This window comes from Falsiroseomonas sp. HW251, assembly GCF_050563545.1.
In the GTDB taxonomy this organism is placed as follows: Bacteria; Pseudomonadota; Alphaproteobacteria; order Acetobacterales; family Acetobacteraceae; genus Falsiroseomonas.
Genome location: NZ_JBNXUM010000027.1, coordinates 55,298 through 76,097 on the forward strand (window position 1 = coordinate 55,298; position 20,800 = coordinate 76,097).

At 69.1% G+C, this 20,800-nt stretch carries 17 protein-coding genes and 1 pseudogene; 14 read left to right on the forward strand and 4 right to left on the reverse strand.

Features of this window, described 5'->3' with window-relative positions; translation table 11 throughout:
* Positions 1-35 precede the first annotated feature (35 nt).
* The 4 genes from ACLF3M_RS26350 to ACLF3M_RS26365 all read left to right on the forward strand — a co-directional run bounded on the left by ACLF3M_RS26350 (position 36) and on the right by ACLF3M_RS26365 (position 3,836).
* Positions 36-878, forward strand: a complete 843-nt coding sequence (locus ACLF3M_RS26350; RefSeq protein ID WP_430659976.1) for a branched-chain amino acid ABC transporter permease — start codon at positions 36-38, stop codon at positions 876-878.
* A 14-nt stretch (positions 879-892) separates the two neighbouring features.
* Entirely contained in the window at positions 893-2,677 is a 1,785-nt protein-coding gene (locus tag ACLF3M_RS26355) for an ABC transporter permease subunit (protein WP_430659977.1), read from the forward strand.
* A complete protein-coding gene (locus ACLF3M_RS26360; RefSeq protein ID WP_430659978.1) occupies positions 2,658-3,395 on the forward strand; it encodes an ABC transporter ATP-binding protein in 738 nt (245 codons plus the stop codon). Before ACLF3M_RS26355 ends, ACLF3M_RS26360 begins: the two co-directional genes overlap by 20 nt.
* 213 nt (positions 3,396-3,608) lie before the next feature.
* The gene (locus ACLF3M_RS26365; RefSeq protein WP_430659979.1) at positions 3,609-3,836 is read left to right on the forward strand and encodes a hypothetical protein; all 228 of its coding nucleotides are present in this window, start codon (positions 3,609-3,611) and stop codon (positions 3,834-3,836) included.
* A 343-nt stretch (positions 3,837-4,179) separates the two neighbouring features.
* Here the strand turns inward: ACLF3M_RS26365 and ACLF3M_RS26370 are convergent.
* From ACLF3M_RS26370 to ACLF3M_RS26380, 3 genes and pseudogenes are all read right to left on the reverse strand, one after another.
* Positions 4,180-4,806: pseudogene (locus tag ACLF3M_RS26370) on the reverse strand (IS3 family transposase); the annotation flags it as partial.
* A 302-nt stretch (positions 4,807-5,108) separates the two neighbouring features.
* Positions 5,109-5,984 (reverse strand): anti-sigma factor family protein, encoded by an 876-nt coding sequence (locus ACLF3M_RS26375; protein WP_430659980.1) that lies wholly within the window; start codon positions 5,982-5,984, stop codon positions 5,109-5,111.
* Entirely contained in the window at positions 5,981-6,574 is a 594-nt protein-coding gene (locus ACLF3M_RS26380; protein WP_430659981.1) for a sigma-70 family RNA polymerase sigma factor, read from the reverse strand. Before ACLF3M_RS26380 ends, ACLF3M_RS26375 begins: the two co-directional genes overlap by 4 nt.
* Positions 6,575-6,861: 287 nt before the next feature.
* Here ACLF3M_RS26380 and ACLF3M_RS26385 point away from each other — a divergent pair, with 287 nt between their 5' ends.
* The gene (locus ACLF3M_RS26385) at positions 6,862-7,794 is read left to right on the forward strand and encodes a metallophosphoesterase family protein (RefSeq protein ID WP_430659982.1); all 933 of its coding nucleotides are present in this window, start codon (positions 6,862-6,864) and stop codon (positions 7,792-7,794) included.
* Positions 7,795-7,819: 25 nt separating this feature from the next.
* Positions 7,820-8,206, forward strand: a complete 387-nt coding sequence (locus tag ACLF3M_RS26390) for a cupredoxin domain-containing protein (protein WP_430659983.1) — start codon at positions 7,820-7,822, stop codon at positions 8,204-8,206.
* A 443-nt stretch (positions 8,207-8,649) separates the two neighbouring features.
* Here ACLF3M_RS26390 and ACLF3M_RS26395 read toward each other — a convergent pair whose 3' ends face one another.
* Positions 8,650-9,558, reverse strand: a complete 909-nt coding sequence (locus ACLF3M_RS26395) for a LysR family transcriptional regulator (protein WP_430659984.1) — start codon at positions 9,556-9,558, stop codon at positions 8,650-8,652.
* A 115-nt stretch (positions 9,559-9,673) separates the two neighbouring features.
* Here ACLF3M_RS26395 and ACLF3M_RS26400 point away from each other — a divergent pair, with 115 nt between their 5' ends.
* From ACLF3M_RS26400 to ACLF3M_RS26435, 8 genes are all read left to right on the forward strand, one after another.
* A complete protein-coding gene (locus ACLF3M_RS26400) occupies positions 9,674-10,777 on the forward strand; it encodes a 4-oxalomesaconate tautomerase (RefSeq protein ID WP_430659985.1) in 1,104 nt (367 codons plus the stop codon).
* Positions 10,778-10,858: 81 nt separating this feature from the next.
* Entirely contained in the window at positions 10,859-12,205 is a 1,347-nt protein-coding gene (locus ACLF3M_RS26405; protein WP_430659986.1) for a cation:dicarboxylate symporter family transporter, read from the forward strand.
* A 7-nt stretch (positions 12,206-12,212) separates the two neighbouring features.
* Positions 12,213-14,915 (forward strand): aconitate hydratase AcnA, encoded by a 2,703-nt coding sequence (acnA, locus tag ACLF3M_RS26410; protein ID WP_430659987.1) that lies wholly within the window; start codon positions 12,213-12,215, stop codon positions 14,913-14,915.
* Positions 14,916-14,935: 20 nt separating this feature from the next.
* Positions 14,936-15,958: an isocitrate/isopropylmalate dehydrogenase family protein gene (locus tag ACLF3M_RS26415; RefSeq protein WP_430659988.1), complete on the forward strand. Its 1,023-nt coding sequence runs from the start codon at positions 14,936-14,938 to the stop codon at positions 15,956-15,958.
* A gap of 34 nt (positions 15,959-15,992) precedes the next feature.
* Positions 15,993-17,672 (forward strand): acetolactate synthase large subunit, encoded by a 1,680-nt coding sequence (locus tag ACLF3M_RS26420; RefSeq protein WP_430659989.1) that lies wholly within the window; start codon positions 15,993-15,995, stop codon positions 17,670-17,672.
* Positions 17,669-18,793 carry a zinc-dependent alcohol dehydrogenase family protein gene (locus ACLF3M_RS26425; protein WP_430659990.1) on the forward strand — a complete coding sequence of 375 codons (1,125 nt, stop codon included), beginning with the start codon at positions 17,669-17,671 and terminating at the stop codon, positions 18,791-18,793. The genes ACLF3M_RS26420 and ACLF3M_RS26425 overlap by 4 nt, the downstream gene beginning before the upstream one ends.
* The gene (locus ACLF3M_RS26430; protein ID WP_430659991.1) at positions 18,793-19,698 is read left to right on the forward strand and encodes a poly(R)-hydroxyalkanoic acid synthase subunit PhaE; all 906 of its coding nucleotides are present in this window, start codon (positions 18,793-18,795) and stop codon (positions 19,696-19,698) included. Before ACLF3M_RS26425 ends, ACLF3M_RS26430 begins: the two co-directional genes overlap by 1 nt.
* Positions 19,699-19,701: 3 nt before the next feature.
* Positions 19,702-20,796 (forward strand): alpha/beta fold hydrolase, encoded by a 1,095-nt coding sequence (locus ACLF3M_RS26435; RefSeq protein ID WP_430659992.1) that lies wholly within the window; start codon positions 19,702-19,704, stop codon positions 20,794-20,796.
* The last annotated feature ends 4 nt before the right edge of the window (positions 20,797-20,800 follow it).

The window sequence follows — 20,800 nt, forward strand, 5'->3', positions numbered from 1 at the left end:
AAGGGCGGCGCGCGGCCATGTTGCCTGCCATCCTGATGTCCGGGCTCGCGGTCGGCGCCGTCTATGCGATGATCGGCGTGACCTACAACGTCATGTTCTCGGCCTCGCGCGTCATGAGCTTCACCGCCGGGCAGCTTGGCATGCTCGGTGGGGTGATCGGCGCCGCGCTGATCGGCGTACTCGGGCTGCCGGCGATCCTCGGCTTCCCGCTGACGCTCGCGGCATGCGCGGCGGTGGGCGTGCTGACCGAGATCATCGCGGTGCGTCCGGTGCTGAAAAGCCTCGAGCAGCACCTCTATGTGCTGTCCACGTTGGCGCTTGCGCTGATGATCCAGCAATTCACCGCCATCGAATGGAGCACCGAACCACAGCCCTTCCCGACCCTGTTCGGCTTCCAGGGCGGCGGCGCGACGGACGAGAAGTTCTGGCTGCCGATCCTGGCCTGCGCGGCGACAGTGGTGGGGCTCGAATTCCTCTATCGCCGGACCCTGATCGGCCGTGCCTTCCTCGCCATCGCGGAGGACAATTTCGCCGCCCGGGCGCTGGGTCTGCCAGAGCGCAACCTGCGGATGGCGAGCTACGCGCTGGCCGGGGTCATCGGCGGCCTCGCCGGCTTCGCCTCCGGCCAGCTGTTCCTGGCCTTCTTCGCGAATGGCGCGATGCTCAACTTCTACGGCTTCGTGCCGGTGGCGCTCGGCGGGCTCGGCAACAACCGCGGTGCGATCATCGGCGGGCTGGCGCTCGGCGTGTTCCAGCAGGCGGCCAACTTCACCTTCGGCGGCGTCTTCGCCTCCGTCGCCGTCTTCAGCGTCTTCATCGTCGTGCTGCTCATCGCACCGCAGGGGCTGTTCGGCGCCCCGGCCCAGCGCCGCGTATGAGCGCGTCCTCGAGCATGGCCGCGCGGGCCCCGGCTTCCGACGCGACGCCCGGCCTGTGGCGGCACGTGCTGCCCTTCGTCGCGATCTTCGCCATGGCGCTGGTCCTGCCCATGGTGAGCAACGACTACTGGACGCTGATCGCGACGCGCGCGGCGATCTACTGGGTGCTGGTCTCGGCGCTGAACCTCGTGGTTGGCTTCGCCGGGCAGCTGGCGATCGGCTGGGTCGCGATGCTCACGCTTGGCGCCTACACCACCAGCGTGCTGGTGGCCGGCGAGGTGCTGCCGCCCGTGCCCGTGTTCCCGGCGCTCTGCGTGGCAGCGCTGGTCGGCGGCGTCTTCGGCTTCATCGTCGGCCTTCCGGCGCTGCGGCTGCGGACCTTCTATTTCGCCATGACCACGCTCGGCTTCGCCACCATCGTGACGCAGGTGGCACTGGCCTGGCAGAGCGTGACGGGCGGGGGCATCGGCATCAGCGGGCCGGTGCTGCCCGCGCCGTTCGACGACATCCTGGGCCTCTATCTGTTCTGTCTCGGGCTTGCGGCCTTCTGCACCTGGATCACGGCCAATGTGGCGCATAGCCGCTTCGGCCGTTCCCTGGTGGCGATCCGCGACGCCGAGGTGGCAGCGGAAGCGGCCGGCATCTCCAAGCCGCTGCTGCTGGGTTCCGTCTTCCTGTTCGCCGGCGCCATGGCGGGGATCGCCGGTGGGCTGTTCGCCACTCTGCAATCCTACATTAGCCCCGAAGCCTTCACCTTCGACCTCTCGGTGCTGTTCTTCATCGCCATCCTGATCGGTGGCCGCGGGTCCATCCTCGGCCCGCTGATCGCCACCATCGTGCTGACCTGGCTGCCGGAATTCGCGGCCCCGCTCGTCGCCTGGTCCACCTTCCTCTACGCGGCCCTGCTGCTGGTGATCGTGCTGGCGGTGCCGGGCGGCATCGCGGCGCTGCTGGATTTCCGCAGCCGCCGCCGCATCGAGGCCGACCGCACCATCCTCCCGCGGCCCGAATTGCTGCCCGAGATCCTCGGCGAACGCCCGGCGCCGGAGCCGATCAGGCTCAAGGACGTGGTGCTGAGCTTCGGCGGCGTCCGCGCCGTCGACGGCCTCGACCTGACGATCGAGCCCGGCGCGGTGCATGGCCTGATCGGCCCGAACGGATCGGGCAAGACTACCACGCTCAATGTGATCTGCGGCTTCTACCGGCCGGAGACGGGCAGCGTGACGCTGGACGGCGCACCATTGCCCGCCGGCGCGCCGCAGACGCGCGCCGCATCGGGCATCGCACGCACCTTCCAGACCCCGCGCATGATCGGGGAGGCATCGGTGCTGCAGAACGCTATGGTGGGCGGCGCCATCCGCGGCCGCGGGAGCTTCGTGGAATCGCTGCTTGCGCTGCCGCGTCATCGCCAGGACGAGGCGATGCTGCGGCGAGACGGGCTGCTCGCGCTGCGGTGCGTCGGCCTCGGTGGGCTTGCCGATGTGCGCGCCGACCGCCTGCAGCACAGCGAGTTGCGCTTCCTCGAGATCGCGCGGGCGCTAATGCTGCGGCCGCGTTTCCTGCTGCTCGATGAACCTGCCGCCGGCCTGTCGGCGGAGGAGATCCGCAGCCTCGGCGCCCTGATCCGCGCGATCAGCCGCCAGGGCACCGGCGTGCTGCTGGTGGAGCACCACGCCGAGCTGATCTTCGAGATCTGCGACCAGGTCACCGTGCTGAATCTGGGCCGCGAGCTGGCCGCCGGGACGCCGGCCGAGATCCGCGCGCATCCGGAGGTGGTCAGTGCATATCTCGGCTCCTGAAGCGCTGCTCGATGTGCGGGGGATCGAGGCCGGCTACGGCAAGATCGCCGTGCTGCACGGCGTGGACCTGCGGATCGAGGCCGGCGAGGTGGTGTCGCTGCTCGGCCCGAACGGCGCTGGCAAGACGACGCTGCTGCGCGCCATCACCGGCCTGCTGCCCTGGACGGGCGGCAGCGTCCGCTTCGATGGCCGGGACATGCAGGGGGCAGGCCCTCGGGGTTCGGCGCGCGCGGGCCTCGTGCATGTGGTGGAAGGCCACCGCGTCTTCACGCAGCTCAGCGTCACCGACAACCTGCTGCTGGCCGCCTACGACCTGCCGCGCGCTGAACGCGCCGCGCGCATTGAGGAAGCGCTCGCCGTCTTCCCCGAGATCGCCGCCAAGCGGCACGACCGCGGCGGCGCGCTGAGCGGCGGGCAGCAGCAGATGCTGGCCGTCGCGCAGGGGCTCGTCCGGCGCCCGCGGCTGCTGCTACTCGACGAGCCGTCCGCGGGCTTGTCGCCGGTGCTGGTCGGCCGCGTGCTCGGCGTCGTTTCAGAGTTGCGCACGGCCGGCACTGCCGTACTGCTCGTGGAGCAGTTGATCGACAAGGCACTGGCCGTTTCGGACCGGGTCTATGCCATGGCACAGGGGCGCGTGGTGCTGGAGGCCAGGGCCGACGAGCCTAGCCTGCACCACCGGCTGGAGCGGGCCTATTTTGGCGAGGCGGTTGCAGCTTGACCGTCCTGTCGTCCGCTCCCGCATCCAGTCTCCAGCTCGGCAGCGAATGGCGCCGCGATCCCGCCCTGCGAAGGTGGGCGCGTCTGTGGAGCACGCACCGGTGCAAGCACCCATCCAGCCGCCTCGGTTCCGATCGGCGGTCAGCGAAGCTCGTCCCTGCGTCCCGCTGGGAGCCCGTCGCCAAGCGGTGGTGGAGGCTGCGGGGCCAGCTACGTGGCGATCGGGCGCGACTACCTCGCCTGCCGGGGCCCCTGCAGCAACCGCGCACGGGTCCGCCGCGGGCCGCTCGAGGTGCGGGTGCTGGTGGCGCTCGGCAGCGAGCTGATGCGGCCCGAGCTGATGGCCGCGTTCGTCGCCGAGTTCACGGCCGAGTGGAACCGGCTTCAGGCGCAGGCGCGCGCCGGGCGGGCGGGGAAGCGAGTTGAGCCAGCGACGCACTAAGGGCGCCCCGCCATCTCTGGCGGAGCGCCCTTTGTTGCGTTGCCCATCTCCCAATCGGCCTTAATCGTCCCTGCCCGGCGGTGCCGGCTCGCACATGCCCTCCGTCCCAACCCTGGCGCGCTCAGCGCACCACGCGGGATCCTCGACACCCCACACCGCAACGCCTCGGCGGATGACGGCCGGCCATTGACGTGCCCCCCCCATTTTCCTACCGCGGATGACTTGGATCCGTTCTCCTCTTGACCTGTTCAGGACCGCGGAGGCATCACGCTTTCTTCGTCACATCCCAGAAAACCGGCATGGGCGCCGTGACCAGCCCCCATCGAGTGGACCTTGTGGAGTTTTAGTGGGCCATCGCAGCCGAGCCTGCTCCTGAGCTGATCTGCGACCTGGCCAGTGGCACCGTCTCCGGGGCGGGCGGGCGGTACCCGAGTGACAAGTGCGGCCGGATCCGGTTGTAGTGTCGCCGCCAGCCCTCGATGAGCACCTGCGCCTCGCGGAGCGTGTTGACCACCTCCCCGTTCAGCAGTTCGTCCCGCAGCTTGCCGTTGAAGCTCTCGACGTACCCGTTCTCCCACGGGCTCGCCTTCTCGATGTAGGCCGTCTTCGCCCCGACGCCGGCGATCCAGCACTTCACCGCCTCGGCCACGAACTCGGGCCCCTGGTCCGAGCGAATGTGCGCCGGCGTACCGCGCGTCAGGAACAGGTCGGCCAGGGTGTCGATCACGTCCGACGAGGTGAGCTTCCGCGCGACGCGGATCGCCAGCGCCTCGCGCGTGTACTCGTCCACCACGCACAGCATCCTGAACTTCAGACCCTCCCGCGTCCGGTCCTCGACGAAGTCGTAAGCCCAAACATGGTTGGCGTGCTCCGGCCGCAGCCTCACACACGAGCCGTCCGCGAGCCAGAGCCTGCCCCGCTTCGGCTGCCGCCGCGGCACCTTCAGCCCCTCGCGCCGCCAGATCCGCTTCCGCGAGGACGCACTTGCCGTCTGAGAGCGGGGCTACATCCGGGCAGCACGTCGCCTAAGCGGTCTCAACGACGCGTGCGCCTATGTCGCGGAAGGGCGGACAGCAGACTCTCGCCCGTCTGGAGCGCGGCCGACATGCGTCTCGTCGCAGAGCGCGGTGCGCTTGTGCCGGCGCGCAATTGGGGACGAAGCCAATGAGAGCGAGCGCGCCAACGTCCTGCGCTGTCAGGCCCTCCTTGCTGTCGAAGCTGCTCAGCCGCGACGGTGGTTCAAGACCGCTGTCCGCAGCACCGGCGTGGGGGTCACGAGGGTCGCGCCTCGGCGGCACGCGTGATGAACATCCGCGCGAAATCCGTCAGCTCGGCGGCGTTGAGGTCGGACACGGCCCAAAAGACCATGCTCCCTTCCCGCCAGCGCACCACCACATGGCCGCCGTCGCGCGCGCTGTCCGGTCCCACCGCCTGTGGCACGGTCGGGCCGGCGCCGGCGCGGTCGGGCCAGACGAAGACATTGATGACATGTGCGCGTCGCCGATAGACCAGCGCGGCGACGCTGCGGCCCTCGAAATAGTCGAGCCTGCCGCCGGTGAGCGGGAAGCCGGCATCGGCGATGTCGGGCACCGGCGGCGAGAAATCGAGCCGGCCCGCGAACCAGGGCTTGACGGTGTGCCGGTCGGAGGAGTCGACATCCGTCAGCCGCCCCGCGATGAGTAGCGAGCGGACATGCCCGTCCACCACATCGCGCCGGATGTCGGTGGTCATGCCGTCGGGCTGGCGCAGCGCCGGCGCAACGAGGAGCGCCGCGGCGGCAAGTCCGGTCCCGAGCGTGAGAGCCGGCAGGCGCCATGCGTTCCACCATCCGCGCCAGGTGGCCAAGCCCGGCGCGATGCCGGCGCGGCCGCGCGGGCCCTGGCCCACGGCTGCCGTCCCCGCCGCGGCGGCGTCCACCGCATCGAGGATGCGCGCGCGCAGCGCCGCCGGCGCGGCATGCCGCACGCCCTCCTGCCGGAGCGCGTCGCGTGTCGCCAGCGCGCCCGCGAAGGCGGCGGCGCAGTGCGGGCAGTTGCGCAGATGCGCCTCGCACCGCAGCACATTCGCTGCGTCCAACTCGCCATCGGCCAGCGCGTGCAGCAGCGGCTCCATCGCGGCGCAGCGGGGCGCTTCCCGTGTGTCGCTCATGCTTGCCTCCCCAGGCCGGCCGTGCGTCGCCAAGCCGCGCCGAAAAGCTCGCGCGCCCGCGCCAGGCGGGACATGACGGTGCCGATCGGCGCGCCGGTTATCTCGGCGATCTCGCGATAGGACATCTCCTCGAGCTCCCGCAGGACGAGGGCCTCCCGGAAGGGCTGCGGCAGCCCCGCGACGACGGCCTGCACGGCCGCGGCCTCGTCGGCATCAGCCAGCGCCTGCTCGGGTGACGGTGCCTCGGGGTCGGCGAAGTCGGGCTCAGCCTTTTTGCCATCCGCGCCCTCGATCGGCGCGATCGGCACAGTGCGGTCGCGGCGGCGCTCTTCGGCCCAGTCGCGGCAGCGGTTGCGCACGATCTGCAGGACCCAGGCGCGCGCATCGCCGCCGCGGAAGGTCGCGAAGCCGCGGAGTGCGCGGACGCAGGCGTCCTGGACGACATCCTCCGCCGCGAAGGGATCGCGGAGCAGGTAGCGCGCGAGGTTGTAGGCCGCGTCGAGCTGCGGCATCGCGACCGCGCGAAAGCGCTCGGCCTGCGCGGCGTCGAGGCCGCCGCTCACCGCGTCGCGCTCTGGGTCATCATGCATCGGAGGCGCGCCGCGCAATCGCGCATCCCGCCGTGTCGGCGCTGTGCCCGCCATGATGGTCCCCACGATCCTTCCTCGTCGCCACGACCCTCCGCGGCCACGCGTTATTCCCGCCAGCGCGCACAGAAAGGCTGCCCGCGCCGGGTGCGCGAGGCGGCCCGATGGTCAACCCCGCGTGAACACCCCGACCATGCGGGCCAGCAGGGTGCCCTGCTCCGCGGCGGGCGCCGAATAAAGCGCCGCTCCGTGCCGTCTCCTTGCCTGCGGACAGGACCGCGGAGGACGACATGGACAACCCCGATCACCCCAACCGTCGCGAGGCACTGACATGCATGCTCTGGGCAGGCTCCGGCATGCTCTGGACATTCGTGGGCGGCGTGCCGCGCTCATCGATGCTCGGCAGCGCGCAGGCGGAGGAGGCGCGCGCGACGGGCGACTTCTCCTTCGTTCAGATCAGTGACAGCCATATCGGCTTCGCCAACCCGCCGAACACCGATCCCGCCACGACGCTGGAGGAAGCCACCGCGCAGGTGCGCGCGCGGCACGGCTCGGCCGAGCTGCTGATTCACACCGGCGACGTCAGCCATCTCTCCCGCCCCGCCGAGTTCGACGTGGCGGAGATGCTGGTGCGCGGCACGGGCCTCGATGCGCACTACGTTCCCGGCGAGCACGACGTGCTGGTGGAGAACGGCAGGCCCTTCTTCGAGCGCTTCACGCGCGGCGCACGCGAGGGTGGCTGGTACAGCTTCGACCAGCACGGCGTGCACTTCATCGGCCTCAACAACGTGAGCGACCTGCGCGCCGGCGGCCTCGGGCGGCTCGGCGAGACGCAGCTCGAATGGCTGGAGGACGACCTGCAGGGCCGCCCGGCGAGCCAGCCGATCGTCGTCTTCGCGCATATCCCGCTCTGGACCGTCTATCGCGACTGGGGCTGGGGCACCGAGGACTCCGAGCAGGCGCTTTCCTATCTCCGCCGCTTCGGATCGGTGACCGTGCTGAACGGTCACATCCACCAGGTTATGCAGAAGGTCGAGGGAAACGTCGCCTTCCATACCGCGATGTCCACTGCCTTCCCGCAGCATCCGCCTGGTGGCCCGAGCCCGGGCCCCATCCGCGATCTGCCGCCCGGCCGGCTGCGCTCGACACTCGGCGTGACGTCGGTGCGTGCGGTGCAGGGGCAGCAGCGCCTCGCAACCGTCGACACCCCGCTCGGCGCCTGAGCGCCCCTGCCAAGGAGATCATCCTATGTCCTTTTCGGCGTCGCGGCGCGGCCTTGCCGTGCTGCTGGGCTGCGCGCTCGCGCTGCCCGCTCTCGCGCATCGCGGCCCGCACAAGGAGCATGCGGCGGCGGCTTCGGCTGCGGCGGCCGTCGCAGCCGGCGACGCGACGGTCGCCATCGACAACTTCACCTTCGATCCGCCGATGCTGACGGTGGCGGCCGGCACGCGCGTCGTCTGGACCAACCGCGACGACATCCCGCACACCATTCATGGCGACCAGGATTCGCGAGAGTTGCGGTCGGAGGTGCTCGACACCGAGGACCATTTCGCCTTCACCTTCGCGCGGCCCGGCACCTACCGCTACTTCTGCTCGCTGCACCCGCACATGCAGGGCACGGTTGTGGTGCAGTAGGTCAGCCCTTCTCCTCGGGGTCGGGCGGCTGCTCGCGGGGATGACGTTCGCCCGACAGCCAGCGACCGATTTCGACGCGCTGGCACAGCGCAGTCGGGGAGCAGCGTCACCTGCTGACGGTCTGACGCCCCAACAAGGCGCTTCATCCCGATCCACCCCGATCAGTAGCACCTCACCGTACCATCTGCCGCGTCTTCACACGGGCTCGCTCGGACTTTGCTGTAGCCCTCTGGCGGATCCGGCTACCGCAGTAGTGGGCGGGGAGCAGACCCTCAGCACCCATGCCAATGTCGCCTGGCTGCGTGGGCATGCAGCTTCGCAGCATCCCCTGAGGACCCTTCAAGCCAGCCAAATCGCCAGTCCGGGCACCGTTTGCGCAGACGCTAGCGGTCGAGCGGCCGCGCGCAGCGCGGCGCGTAACGTGCTGCTGGGCGGTCGACCAGTCAGCGCTTCCGTTCTGGTCCCCAGCCGCGCAGCAGCTCATCCCGGAAGAGCCGCGCCGCGGGTGCGAGGTGCCCGCCGCGCCGCTGGAGCAGGCCGATGGTGCGCGTGATCTCCGGAGAGACGATCGGAACCAGCCTCAAGCGGGGATGGCTCTCCTCGGGCATGGCCAGGGCCGGCAGGACCGAGGCGCCTAGCCCTGCCTCGATCAGACCAATCGCCGTAGAGACGTGGTTCACCTCGTAGAACCAACGCAGGCTGATCTTGTGGTGGGCCAGCGCATTCTCCAGCACGACGCGGTTTCCGCTCTCCCGGCTGATGCCGATCAGGCGCAGCTCGTCGAGCTCATGCCACTTCACCGAGGTCTGCTGCGCCAGGCGGTGATCGTCCCGGCAGGCCAGCATAAAGGGATCGTCGAGAAGCGGCGTGTTCAGGATGTCCGGATGCGCGCTGCCAATGATGTTGATGCCGAAATCGACCTCGCACCGGACGATGCTCTCTAGTCCTTCGTTCGAGGAGAGGTCGAGGATGCGGAAGCGGATGTTCGGATAATGCGCGCTGAACTGCTCGATGATACAAGGCAGGAAGCGGATCGCGGCGGTCGGGATCGAGGCGATCTTGATCTGCCCGTGCTGCTTCGCGCCGAGATCGCTGCTTGCAAGAATCGACGATTCCAGTTCGGTGATCGTCCGCCGCAGCACGGGCTCTAGCTCGCGCCCGACCGTGGTCGGCGCGACGCTGCGCTTCGACCGCTCAAGCAGCGGCGCGCCCAGCATCTCCTCAAGCGCCTGGATGCGGCGCGAGAGCGCGGATTGGGAGAGCCCGACAGCCTCTGCGGCGACGTGGAAGTTGCGCAGATCGTAGACGGCGAGGAAGGCGCGGATGTCCAGGATCTCGAAGTTGATGCGCATCGAGCATCGTTAGCCCGATTCTTTGCATTGGACAATTCAAGACGCCCGAAATAGCGTTCACCCTAGAAATCCAGCCGAGTGCCGCCCGAGCGTAAACGCTCGGCGAGGAGGATTCGTGTCCGATCTTGTAAGCATCCCTTGTGTATTGATGCGCGGCGGCACGTCGAAGGGCCCCTATTTTCTTGCCTCTGATTTGCCGCGTGACTTGGCGTACCGCGACCGGGTGCTGTTGACCGCGATGGGGTCTGGCCATCCGCTGGAGATCGACGGCATCGGCGGCGGTCATCCCGTGACCAGCAAGGTCGCCATCGTCGGGCCGTCCTCGCGTCCCGACGCCGACGTGGACTACCTCTTCGCCCAGGTGAAGGTCGAGGAGCGGATCGTCGACACCTCGCCGAATTGCGGCAACATGCTGGCTGGGGTCGGCCCCTTCGCGATCGAGGCGGGGCTCATCAAGGCCACGCCCGAAGTCACCACGCTGCGCATCTTCAACGTCAACACGAACCGTGTGATCGAGGCGAAGATCTGCACGCCCGGCGGCGTCGTCAGCTATGAGGGCGACGCCGCGATCGATGGCGTCCCCGGGACGGCCGCGCCGATCCACCTCGCCTTCATCGGCGCCGCCGGGTCGAAGACCGGCAGCCTGCTGCCGACCGGCCGGCCGGTGGACATCGTGCAGGGTGTCGAGGTGTCATGCGTCGACGCCGCGATGCCTGTCGTGCTGATCCGTGCTGCCGACCTCGGCAAGACCGGTCTTGAACGACCGGCCGATTACGCCGCGGACCGGGCCTTCATGGCGCGGCTCGAAGCCATCCGCATCGAGGCTGGCGTGATGATGGGCATCCTCGATGCGGCAGACCGCGTGATTCCGAAGCCGGTGCTGCTGGCGCCGGCCGCCGCGGGCGGCGATCTCGCGACACGCTACTTCATGCCGCATCAATGCCACACCGCGCTCGCGATCACTGGCTCGGTCGCGGTGGCGACCGCGGCCGTCACGCCAGGCACGCTCGCCAACGGCATGGTGCAGCCCGGGGCGCTGCCCGTCGACCTGGCGCTAGAGCATCCTTCGGGCAAGCTCCAGGTCCGCCTGGCCCGGCGGCCGGACAGCCCGGAGCCCGCGGCCTACATCCTGCGCACGGCCCGCCGCCTCTTCGAAGGGAGCGTGCTCGTCCGCCGTTCCGACCTGCAGCCCGCCGGCTCCTTGCGCGACGCGGCCTGAGCAGGGACGCTGCCATCCGCGGCTGTGGGAAGCCGCGTCGCACGACATCGGCGCAAAACGCCGGGACACGGGGAGTGGAGAATGCACGCGATCAGCAGCGGCGGTGGCCATGCCGTCCATCATGGACCGAAAAAGCCATTCTATGCGCAGCTGTATTTTCAGGTGCTGTTCGGAGTGATCGTCGGCGCCGCGCTGGGCCACTTCGCGCCCGACCTTGCGATCCACTTCAAGCCGCTCGGCGACGCCTTCATCAAGATCGTCAAGATGATGATCGTGCCCGTCGTGTTCTGCACGATCGTCATCGGGATCGCCACGGTCGGCGCCAACCAGAGCATCGGCCGCACCCTGCTGAAGGCGATGATCCTGTTCTACATCCTGACCATCATCGCCCTGGTCGTCGGGCTGGTCGCAGTAGAAAGCATCCGCCCCGGCACCGGCATGCATATCGCGCCGTCCTCGATCGACCCGCGCGAGGCCGCGCGCTACGCCGCGAGCGCGCGGCCGCTCGACTTCATCGATGTGCTCCTGCACATCATCCCGACGAGCTTCTTCACGCCCTTCGCCGAGGGCGAGGTGCTGCCCGTGCTGTTCATCGCGATCATCACGGGTTTCGGGCTTCGCAAGGCCGGCGCCGCAGGCGCGTCCTTCCTGAACGGGCTGCAGTCCTTCTCGACCGCGCTCTTCGCGGCCTTCGGCTTCCTCATGAAGCTCGCGCCGCTAGGCGCTTTCGGCGCGATCGCCTTCATCATCGCGCGCAATGGCTTGGCTTCCATCGGCAATCTCGGCCTGCTGATCGTCACGTTCTACCTAGCGAGCATGTTCTTCGTCTTCGTCGTGCTCGCCGTCCTGGCCGCGTTGCACGGCATCAACATCCTGAAGCTGCTACGGTACTTCCGGGAGGAATTGCTGGTCGTGCTCGGCACCTCCTCGACGGAGCCGGTGCTGCCGGCCGTGCTGTTCAAGCTCGAGAAGCTCGGCTGCGCGCCGAGCAGCGTCGGGCTCACACTGCCGCTCGGCTACTCCTTCAACCTGGACGGCACGGCGATCTACCTGACGCTCGCCTCGGTCTTCCTGGCGCAGGCGCTTGATATCGAACTGACCCAGTGGCAGATCATCTCGATGATCTTCGTCATGCTGCTGACCTCGAAGGGTGCGGCGGGCGTGACGGGCAGCGGCTTCGCGGCGCTGGTCGCGACGCTTGCGGCCATGCCGAACACGGTGCCGGTCGCCGCCGTGGTGCTGATCGCCGGTATAGACCGCTTCATGTCGGAAGCGCGCGCGCTGACGAGCCTCTGCAGCAACTGCGTGGCCTGCGTGGTCGTCGCGATCTGGGAAGGCGCCTGCGACCGGGTGACGCTGCAGCGCGAGCTCAACGAGGGCTACATGTCCGAGCCCGAGCTCGCACCCGCCAGCACACCGGCGGAGTGAGGCACCCATGCGCAGCTGGGACAGCTTCCGGGCCATGCGTAGGCTGCGGATCGGCGAGCGCGACTTCCGAATCGCCTCGCTCGCCGAGGCGGAGCGCAACGGGCTGGCCGGCGTCTCGCGCTTGCCCGTCTCACTCAAGGTACTGCTCGAGAACCTCATCCGTCACGAGGACGGCCGCAGCGTCACCCGCGCCGACATCATGGCGGTGGCGGACTGGCAGCTGGACCGCGGGAAGGCAGGGCGGGAGATCGCCTTCCGTCCGGCGCGGGTGCTGATGCAGGACTTCACCGGCGTGCCGGCGCTGGTGGACCTGGCCGCGATGCGGGACGCGATGCTCCGTCTCGGCGGCGATCCCGCGCGCATCAATCCGCTCGTCCCGGTGGACCTGGTCTGCGACCATTCGCTGGTCGTGGACCACTACGGCACGCCCCGCGCCCTGGCCGACAATGTCGCACTGGAATACGCGCGGAACGGGGAGCGGTACGAGCTGCTCAAATGGGGCCAACAGGCCTTCCGCAACCTGAGCGTCGTGCCGCCGGGCGCGGGCATCTGCCATCAGGTCAACCTTGAATACCTGTCTCAGACCGTCTGGATCGGCGATGTCGGCGACGGCGCCCCTTGGGCCTATCCCGACACCGTCGTCGGCACGGACAGCCATACCACCATGGTGAATGCCCTCGCGGTGCTGGGCTGGGGCGTCGGCGGCATCGAGGCCGAGGCCGCAATGCTTGGGCAGCCTATGTCGATGCTGGTGCCGGAGGTCGTGGGCGTGCGCCTGCAGGGGCGTCTTCGGCCAGGGGTGACGGCGACGGACCTCGTGCTGACCATCACCCAAATGCTCCGCAAGCTCGGCGTCGTCGGGAAGTTCGTGGAATTCTTCGGCGCCGGGCTCGACGATCTGCCGGTCGCCGACCGCGCGACGATCGCCAACATGGCGCCGGAATACGGCGCGACCTGCGGCTTCTTCCCGGTCGATGCGATGGCGCTCGACTATCTCCGCACCACCGGTCGGTCGCCGGAGCGCGTCGCGCTGGTCGAAGCCTATTGCCGAGAGCAGGGGATGTTCCGCGACGCAGCGACGGCGGATCCGGTCTTCACCGAGGCTGTGACGCTCGATCTCGCCACGGTCTCGCCCTCCCTGGCCGGGCCCAGGCGGCCGCAGGACCGCGTGCTGCTCGGCGCCGTGAAAGCGGGCTTCGAGGCGATGCTGACGCTGGAGGTGCCGGAAGCCGCGGCACGTGCGCGGCGCCATGCCGTCGCCGGCCGTACATTCGATATCGGCCATGGCGACGTGGTCATCGCCGCCATCGCCTCCTGCACCAATACCTCGAACCCCGGCGTGATGCTGGCGGCCGGGCTGCTGGCGCGCAACGCCGTGGCGCGCGGGCTGCAGACGAAGCCCTGGGTGAAGACGTCGCTGTCGCCGGGGTCCCAGGTCGTTGCGGGCTATCTCCAAGCTTCGGGCCTGCAGGGAGCGCTCGACACGCTCGGCTTCAACCTCGTCGGCTTCGCCTGCGCGACCTGCATCGGCAATTCCGGTCCGCTCGATCCCGAGATCTCCGACGTGATCGATGCCGCGAAGCTGGTCGCGGCGGCCATTCTGTCGGGCAACCGCAACTTCGAAGGCCGGGTGAACCCGGACGTCCGGGCCAACTACCTCGCTTCCCCGCCGCTCGTCGTGGCCTACGCCCTCGCCGGCTCGATGCGGGTGGACCTCGAGACCGAACCGCTAGGCAGCGGGACCGACGGCGAGCCCGTCTGGCTGCGCGACATCTGGCCGAGCCAGGCGGAGGTCGAAGAACTGATGCGCCGGCACGTTACGAGCGATCTCTACCGCGCGCGCTATGCCGACGTCGCGACCGGGGACGCCAACTGGAAGGCGGTGGAGGCGAGCGCGATGCCGACCTATCGCTGGAACGGCGGCTCTACCTATGTCCGCAATCCCCCTTACTTCGACGGGATCACGTTCGACCCGCCGCCGACAGAGGACATTGTCTCGGCACGCATCCTCGCGCTGTTCGGCGATTCAATCACGACCGACCACATCTCCCCCGCCGGTTCGATCCGCGCGACGTCGCCGGCGGGAAGCTATCTGCAGGATCATCAGGTCCGCGTCGCCGACTTCAACCAGTACGGCACCCGCCGCGGCAACCATGAAGTCATGATGCGCGGCACCTTCGCCAATATCCGCATCAGGAACCAGATGGTGCAGGACGAGGCGGGCGCCGTGGTCGAAGGCGGCCTGACCATGAAGTATCCCGAGAGCCGTCGCGCCTTCATCTACGACGCCGCGATGGCCTACCGCGCGGAGGGCACGCCGCTCGTCATCCTAGCCGGCAAGGAATACGGCACCGGCTCCTCTCGCGATTGGGCAGCGAAGGGAACGCGGCTGCTCGGCGTGCGGGCCGTGATCGCGGAGAGCTTCGAACGGATCCACCGGTCAAACCTGGTGGGCATGGGCGTGCTGCCGCTGGTCTTCTCGCCGGGCGTCAGCTGGCGCTCGCTTGGATTGACCGGGGCGGAGCGCGTGACGATCCGCGGCCTGGACGGCGCCCTGGTGCCGCGCCAGCAGATGACCGCTGAGGTTGCGTTCCCGGACGGACGGACGATGACCGTCGCCCTGGCCTCGCGCATCGATACGGCCGATGAGCTCGACTACTTCCGCCATGGCGGGATTCTCAACTACGTCCTTCGGCAACTGGCCGCCTGAGCGGGTTCGGAGCACGAGATATGACCAGGATCTCCGCCACGCTAATCCCCGGCGACGGCATCGGCCCCGAGATCACGGAAGCCGTGACGACCATCCTTGAGGCCGTCGACGCCCCCTTTGTCTGGGACCGCCAGCATGGGGGGCTGGACGGCGTCGCGCATGGCGGCGACCCGATGCCCCAGGCCACGATCGACAGCATCGGCCGCACGCGATTGGCACTGAAGGGACCGCTGACCACGCCAGTCGGCGGCGGCTTCCGAAGCGTCAACGTCCGTATGCGCGAAGCCTTCGGCCTGTACGCCAATGTCCGCCCTGTGCGGACAATGGTGAAGGGCGGCCGCTACGAGGACATCGACATCGTCCTCGTCCGCGAGAACCTGGAGGGCCTCTACGTCGCCTTCGAGCACTTCATCGCGGTCGGCGACGACCCGCGCGCGGTCGCGATCAGCCAGGGCGTGAACACCCGAGTGGAATGCGAGCGGATCGTGAAGTTCGCCTTCGACTACGCCGTGCGGAACGGGCGGAAGAAGGTCACGCTCGTCCACAAGGCGAACGTCCTGAAGGCGCTGACGGGTCTTTTCCTCGAGGCCGGGCGGAAGATCGCGAAGGAGTATGAGGGGCGCATCGCCTGCGATGACCGCATCGTCGATGCCTGCGCGATGCAGCTCGTCCTCAAGCCCGAGCAGTTCGACGTGATCGTCACGACGAATCTTTTCGGCGACATCCTCTCCGACCAGCTTGCCGGTCTCGTCGGCGGGCTTGGCATGGCGCCTGGGGCCAATATCGGCCCGGATGCCGCGATCTTCGAGGCGGTGCACGGCTCGGCGCCCGACATCGCGGGCAAGGGTGTGGCCAACCCGCTCGCGTTGCTGCTCGCCGCATGCCTGATGCTCGAGCATGTGGACGAGGCCGCGAAAGCCCGGCGCATCAGGGAGGCTGTCGCGCTCGTGCTGGAGACCGACCGCGTGCGCACGCCCGACCTCGGCGGGACCGCCACAACGACGGACTTCGCCCGCGCGGTCACGCGCAGGCTAGGGACCTGACCGCCTCCCCGGAACGACAGGAAGCAGAACGACCATGACAAAAGGCTCCGACCTGCTCGTCAGGGCGCTCGAGAATGAGGGGGTGGACCGCATCTTCGGCGTCCCTGGCGAAGAGAATCTCGATGTGGTGGAATCGCTGCGCCACTCCAGGATCGAGCTGGTGCTGACGCGCCACGAACAGGCCGCCGGCTTCATGGCCGCGACTCATGGCCGGCTCACCGGCCGGCCGGGGGTTTGCATCTCGACGCTCGGGCCGGGTGCGCTGAACTTCTCGACATCCGCCGCCTACGCGCATCTCGGCGCGATGCCGATGATCATGCTCACCGGACAGAAGCCGATCATGACGCCGAAGCAGGCGCGCTTCCAGATCGTGGACGTGATCGGCAGCATGCGGCCCTTAACCAAGATGACGCGGCAAATCGTCAACGCCACCAGCATCCCGACGCTGGTGCGCGATGCGTTCCGCGTGGCCATGGAGGAGCGGCCCGGACCCGTCCATCTCGAACTGCCGGAGGACATCGCCGGCGAGGAGTGCGACGACGTTCCGCCAATCCCGCCGCACCCAATCGAGATACCGGTTGCGCACCGAGAGGCGCTGGACCGCGCGGCGGAGATCATCGTCAAGGCGAAGCGACCGCTTATCATGCTCGGTGCCGCGGCGAGCCGCCCGCGCTCCACGGTCGGGCTGAACGGCTTCGTCCGTCGCACCGGAATTCCCTTCTTTACCACCCAGATGGGCAAGGGCACGGTCGCCGGCGGCTCCAGCCTCTATGTCGGCACGGCGGCGCTGTCGGAGCGTGACTACGTGCATGACGCGATCGATGCGGCCGACCTGATCATCGCCATCGGCCACGATACGATCGAGAAACCGCCCTTCCTGATGGGGCCTGGCGGCCCGACGGTCATCCATGTCGGCTACCAGCCGGCCAATGTCGAACAGGTCTACTTCCCGCACGCGGAAGTCGTGGGCGACCTCGGCCCGAGCCTGGAGCTGCTCGCCGACCGCGTTGAGGGCAAGCTGCCGCATGCCGGTGCCCTGCTCTCGCTGCGGGAGGAGATCCTGAACCGCATCTCCGACCGCGCCACCGAGGATCGTTGGCCGCCGACGCCGCAGCGGCTGGTGCACGACGTTCGCCAGGTCATGCCGCCCGACGGCATCCTCGCCCTCGACAATGGCATGTACAAGATCTGGTTCGCGCGGAACTACCGCACCTACGTTGCGAACACCGTGCTGCTGGACAATGCGCTGGCCACCATGGGCGCGGGCCTGCCCTCTGGCATGATGGCGTCCATGCTCCATCCCGAGCGGCGCGTGATGGCTGTCTGCGGCGATGGCGGCTTCATGATGAACAGCCAGGAGCTGGAGACCGCCGTCCGGCTGGGGCTCAACCTCGTCGTGCTGATCCTGGAAGACAACGCCTACGGCATGATCCGCTGGAAGCAGGCCGCCCAGAGCATGGCGGATTGGGGTCTCACCTTCGGGAACCCCGATTTTGTCCGGTACGCCGAATCCTATGGTGCGCGCGGCTCCCGCGTGGAGTCGATGGGAGCACTGATTCCGACGCTCGAGACTGCGTTCCGCGGCGGCGGCGTGCACCTCGTGGTCTGCCCGATCGACTACAGCGAGAACGTCCGCGTCCTGAACGAGGAGCTGCGCGCCCATGACGTCGCGCGCAAGAAGCGCGGCCAGCTGCTGCGAGGTGGCGCGCCATGAGGATACGTGCTGCCATCCTCGACCGCATGGGCGTACCCGGACCCTATGCCGAGACGAAGCCGCTGGCCATCCGCGAGATCGAACTGCTTCCGCCCGGTCGCGGCGAGGTGCTCGTGCGGATCGGGGCGGCGGGGCTGTGCCATTCCGACCTCTCCGTTATCAACGGCGACCGTCCGCGCCCGATGCCGATGGCGCTCGGCCACGAGGCGGCTGGCGTCGTCGAGGAACTGGGCGAGGACGTCACGGATCTCGCCGTCGGCGACCATGTCGTCATGGTCTTCATGCCGAGCTGCGGCCATTGCATGCCCTGTGCCGAAGGCCGGCCTGCCCTCTGCGAACCGGGTGCCGCAGCGAACGGAGCGGGCACGCTGCTGTCGGGCCGGCGGCGCCTTCGGTGCGACGGGGCGGAGGTGAACCATCACCTCGGTGTCTCCGCCTTCGCCGAATACGCCGTCATGTCACGCCGATCCGTCGTCAAGGTGGATCCGGCCCTGCCGCTCGATGAAGCTGCGCTGTTCGGTTGCGCCGTGCTGACCGGCGTTGGCGCCGTGGTGAACACCGCCCAGTTGCGACCGGGCCAGACGGCCGCGGTCATCGGCCTTGGCGGCGTCGGGCTCGCTTCCCTCCTCGGGGCCGTGGCGGCGGGGGCACGACAGGTCGTGGCGATCGACTTGGCCGACGACAAGCTAGCGCTGGCGCGCGAGCTCGGCGCGACCGATGCCGTCAATGCCCGCGCGGGGGACGCGGCGGAGCAGGTGCGCGCGGCAACCGGCGGCGGCGTGGATGTCGCCTTCGAGATGGCCGGCTCCGCCCGCGCGATGGAGCTCGCCTACCGCATCACCCGCCGTGGCGGCATGACGGTGACCGCGGGCCTGCCGCCGCCGGCCGCGACGCTGCCGCTTCCGCTGGTGAACCTCGTGGCGGAGGAGCGGACAGTGAAGGGCAGCTACATCGGCTCCTGCGTGCCGACGCGCGACATCCCGCGCTTCATCGGCCTGTACCAGCGCGGCCGGCTGCCGGTGAACCGGCTGATGAGCGGAAAGCTCGCGCTTGAGGAGATCAATGAGGGCTTCGACCGCCTGCACGAAGGCAAGGCGGTGCGCCAGGTCGTGGTGCTCTGATGGACCCGTTCGGCAATGCGAAGGCCTTCGCCGAGCTTTGGGCCGCGGGCAGCAAGGCCGCCTGGTCAGCCGCGGATGCGGCCGCCAAGGGCTCGGCCGCCGCGATGGCGGCGAGCTTCGGGGCAGGCCAGGCCGAACCCGCGCAAGGGGCCGAGATCGCCGCCGGCATCGCGGAGCTGACCGCGGCGGGCCAGGCCGCGACGCAGCTCTGGCAGGCCGCGGTAGCGCTGGCGCAGTCGCTGCCGCAGCGCCAGGGGAAGGGCGGCGAGGCGGAGAGGGCGGTCAGCGCGCTATTCGCCCGCATGACCGATCCGCGGGCGTGGTTCGACGTCACGGCTGACATGGACCAGGTCCTGACCTGGATGACGGAGGGACCGCAGCTCTCCGACCTCTGGGGTACCGAGCGGCAATATGCGCGGCTCGCCCGCGCCTGGCTCGCGGTGCGGCAGCGCGGCCTCGAGCACAGCACCGTGGTGCTCGGCGCCTGGCAGGACGCTGCGCGCGCCTTCATGCAGAAGCTGGCCGCCGTCGACAAACCGATCCCGCAGGACGCGACGCTGCGCCTCTGGATCGAGACGGCGAACGAGGTGCTGGTCGAGATGCAGCGCTCCGAGCGCTTCCTCGAAGCGCAGGCGCGTCTGATCGGCGCGAGCACCGAGCTGCGCCTCGCGCAGCAGGAGCTCGCCGAGGATCTCGGCGCGCGCTTCGGCCTGCCGACACGGCGGGAGCTGGACGACGTCCACCGCACCGTCACCGAGCTGCGACGGGAGCTGCGCGCGATGCGTCGTGCACAGCGGGATTCGCCGCGCGAGGCGTCCGCGCCGCGTGCGCTGCCCGCACCTGAGACGGCGCCGCCGCAAGGCGCGAGGCCCGCGCGCGCCACGTCCCGCAGGGCGAGGAGCTAAGCGATGGCCACGCCCTCCCCGACCGCCGGCCTCGGCGCCATGGCGACATTCGGCACGAAGCTCGCGACCGGCGCACGCCTGCTCGGCAAGCTGCGCGACGAGCAGGTGCGCATCGCGGCCACGGAGAAGGACCTTGTCTGGCAGGAAGACAAGGTGACGCTGCACCGCTTCCGCCCCCTGGCGGAGCAGCGGATCCGCACGCCCGTGCTGATCTGCTACGGGCTGATCGGCCGCTGGACCATGGCCGACCTTCAGCCCGACCGTTCGTTGGTCCAGAACCTTCTGAAGCTCGGCGTCGACCTGTACGTCGTGGATTGGGGCGACCCCTCCCGCGCCGATCGCTGGCTGAAGCTGGACGACTACATCGACGGCTATCTGCACGACGCCGTCGAGCAGGTCGCGCGGGCCGCAGGCACGGCGCAGGTCAATCTCCTCGGCATCTGCGAAGGCGGCGTCTTCACTACCTGCTTCGCCTCGCTGCATCCCGGGCTCGTGCGCACGATGACGCTGACAATCACGCCGATCGATTTCCACGCGGACACGGTGGAGAGCCGGGCAGGGCATGGCTTCATCAACATCTGGACCCGGAGCCTGGCGCCGGAGGACATCGACCGGCTGATCGACGCGAATGGCTGCCTGCCCGGCACCTTCATGGGCGCGGTCTTCAACCAGATGACGCCGATGCGCACGCTGACGAAGTACAACCTCGACTTGCTCGATGTCGTGGACGACGAGCAGAAGCTGCTGAACTTCCTGCGCATGGAGAAATGGATCGCCGACCGCCCCGACCATCCCGGCGAGGCGGCGAAGCAGTGGCTGAAGCATCTCTACCAGGAAAATCGCCTGATCCGGAACGAGCTCGAGATCGCCGGGCGCCGCGTCGACCTCGGCAACGTCACCATGCCCGTGCTCAACGTCTACGCGAAGGATGATCACATCATCCCGCCCGCGACGTCGCGCGCGATCGGGCCGAAGCTCGGCACCGCCGACTACTCGGAACTGGCGCTGCCGGGCGGGCATGTCGGCGTCTTCGTCGGCGGGCGGTCGCAGGCACTCTTCGCGCCGGGCGTAGCCCAGTTCCTGGCAGCGCGGGACTGAGGCG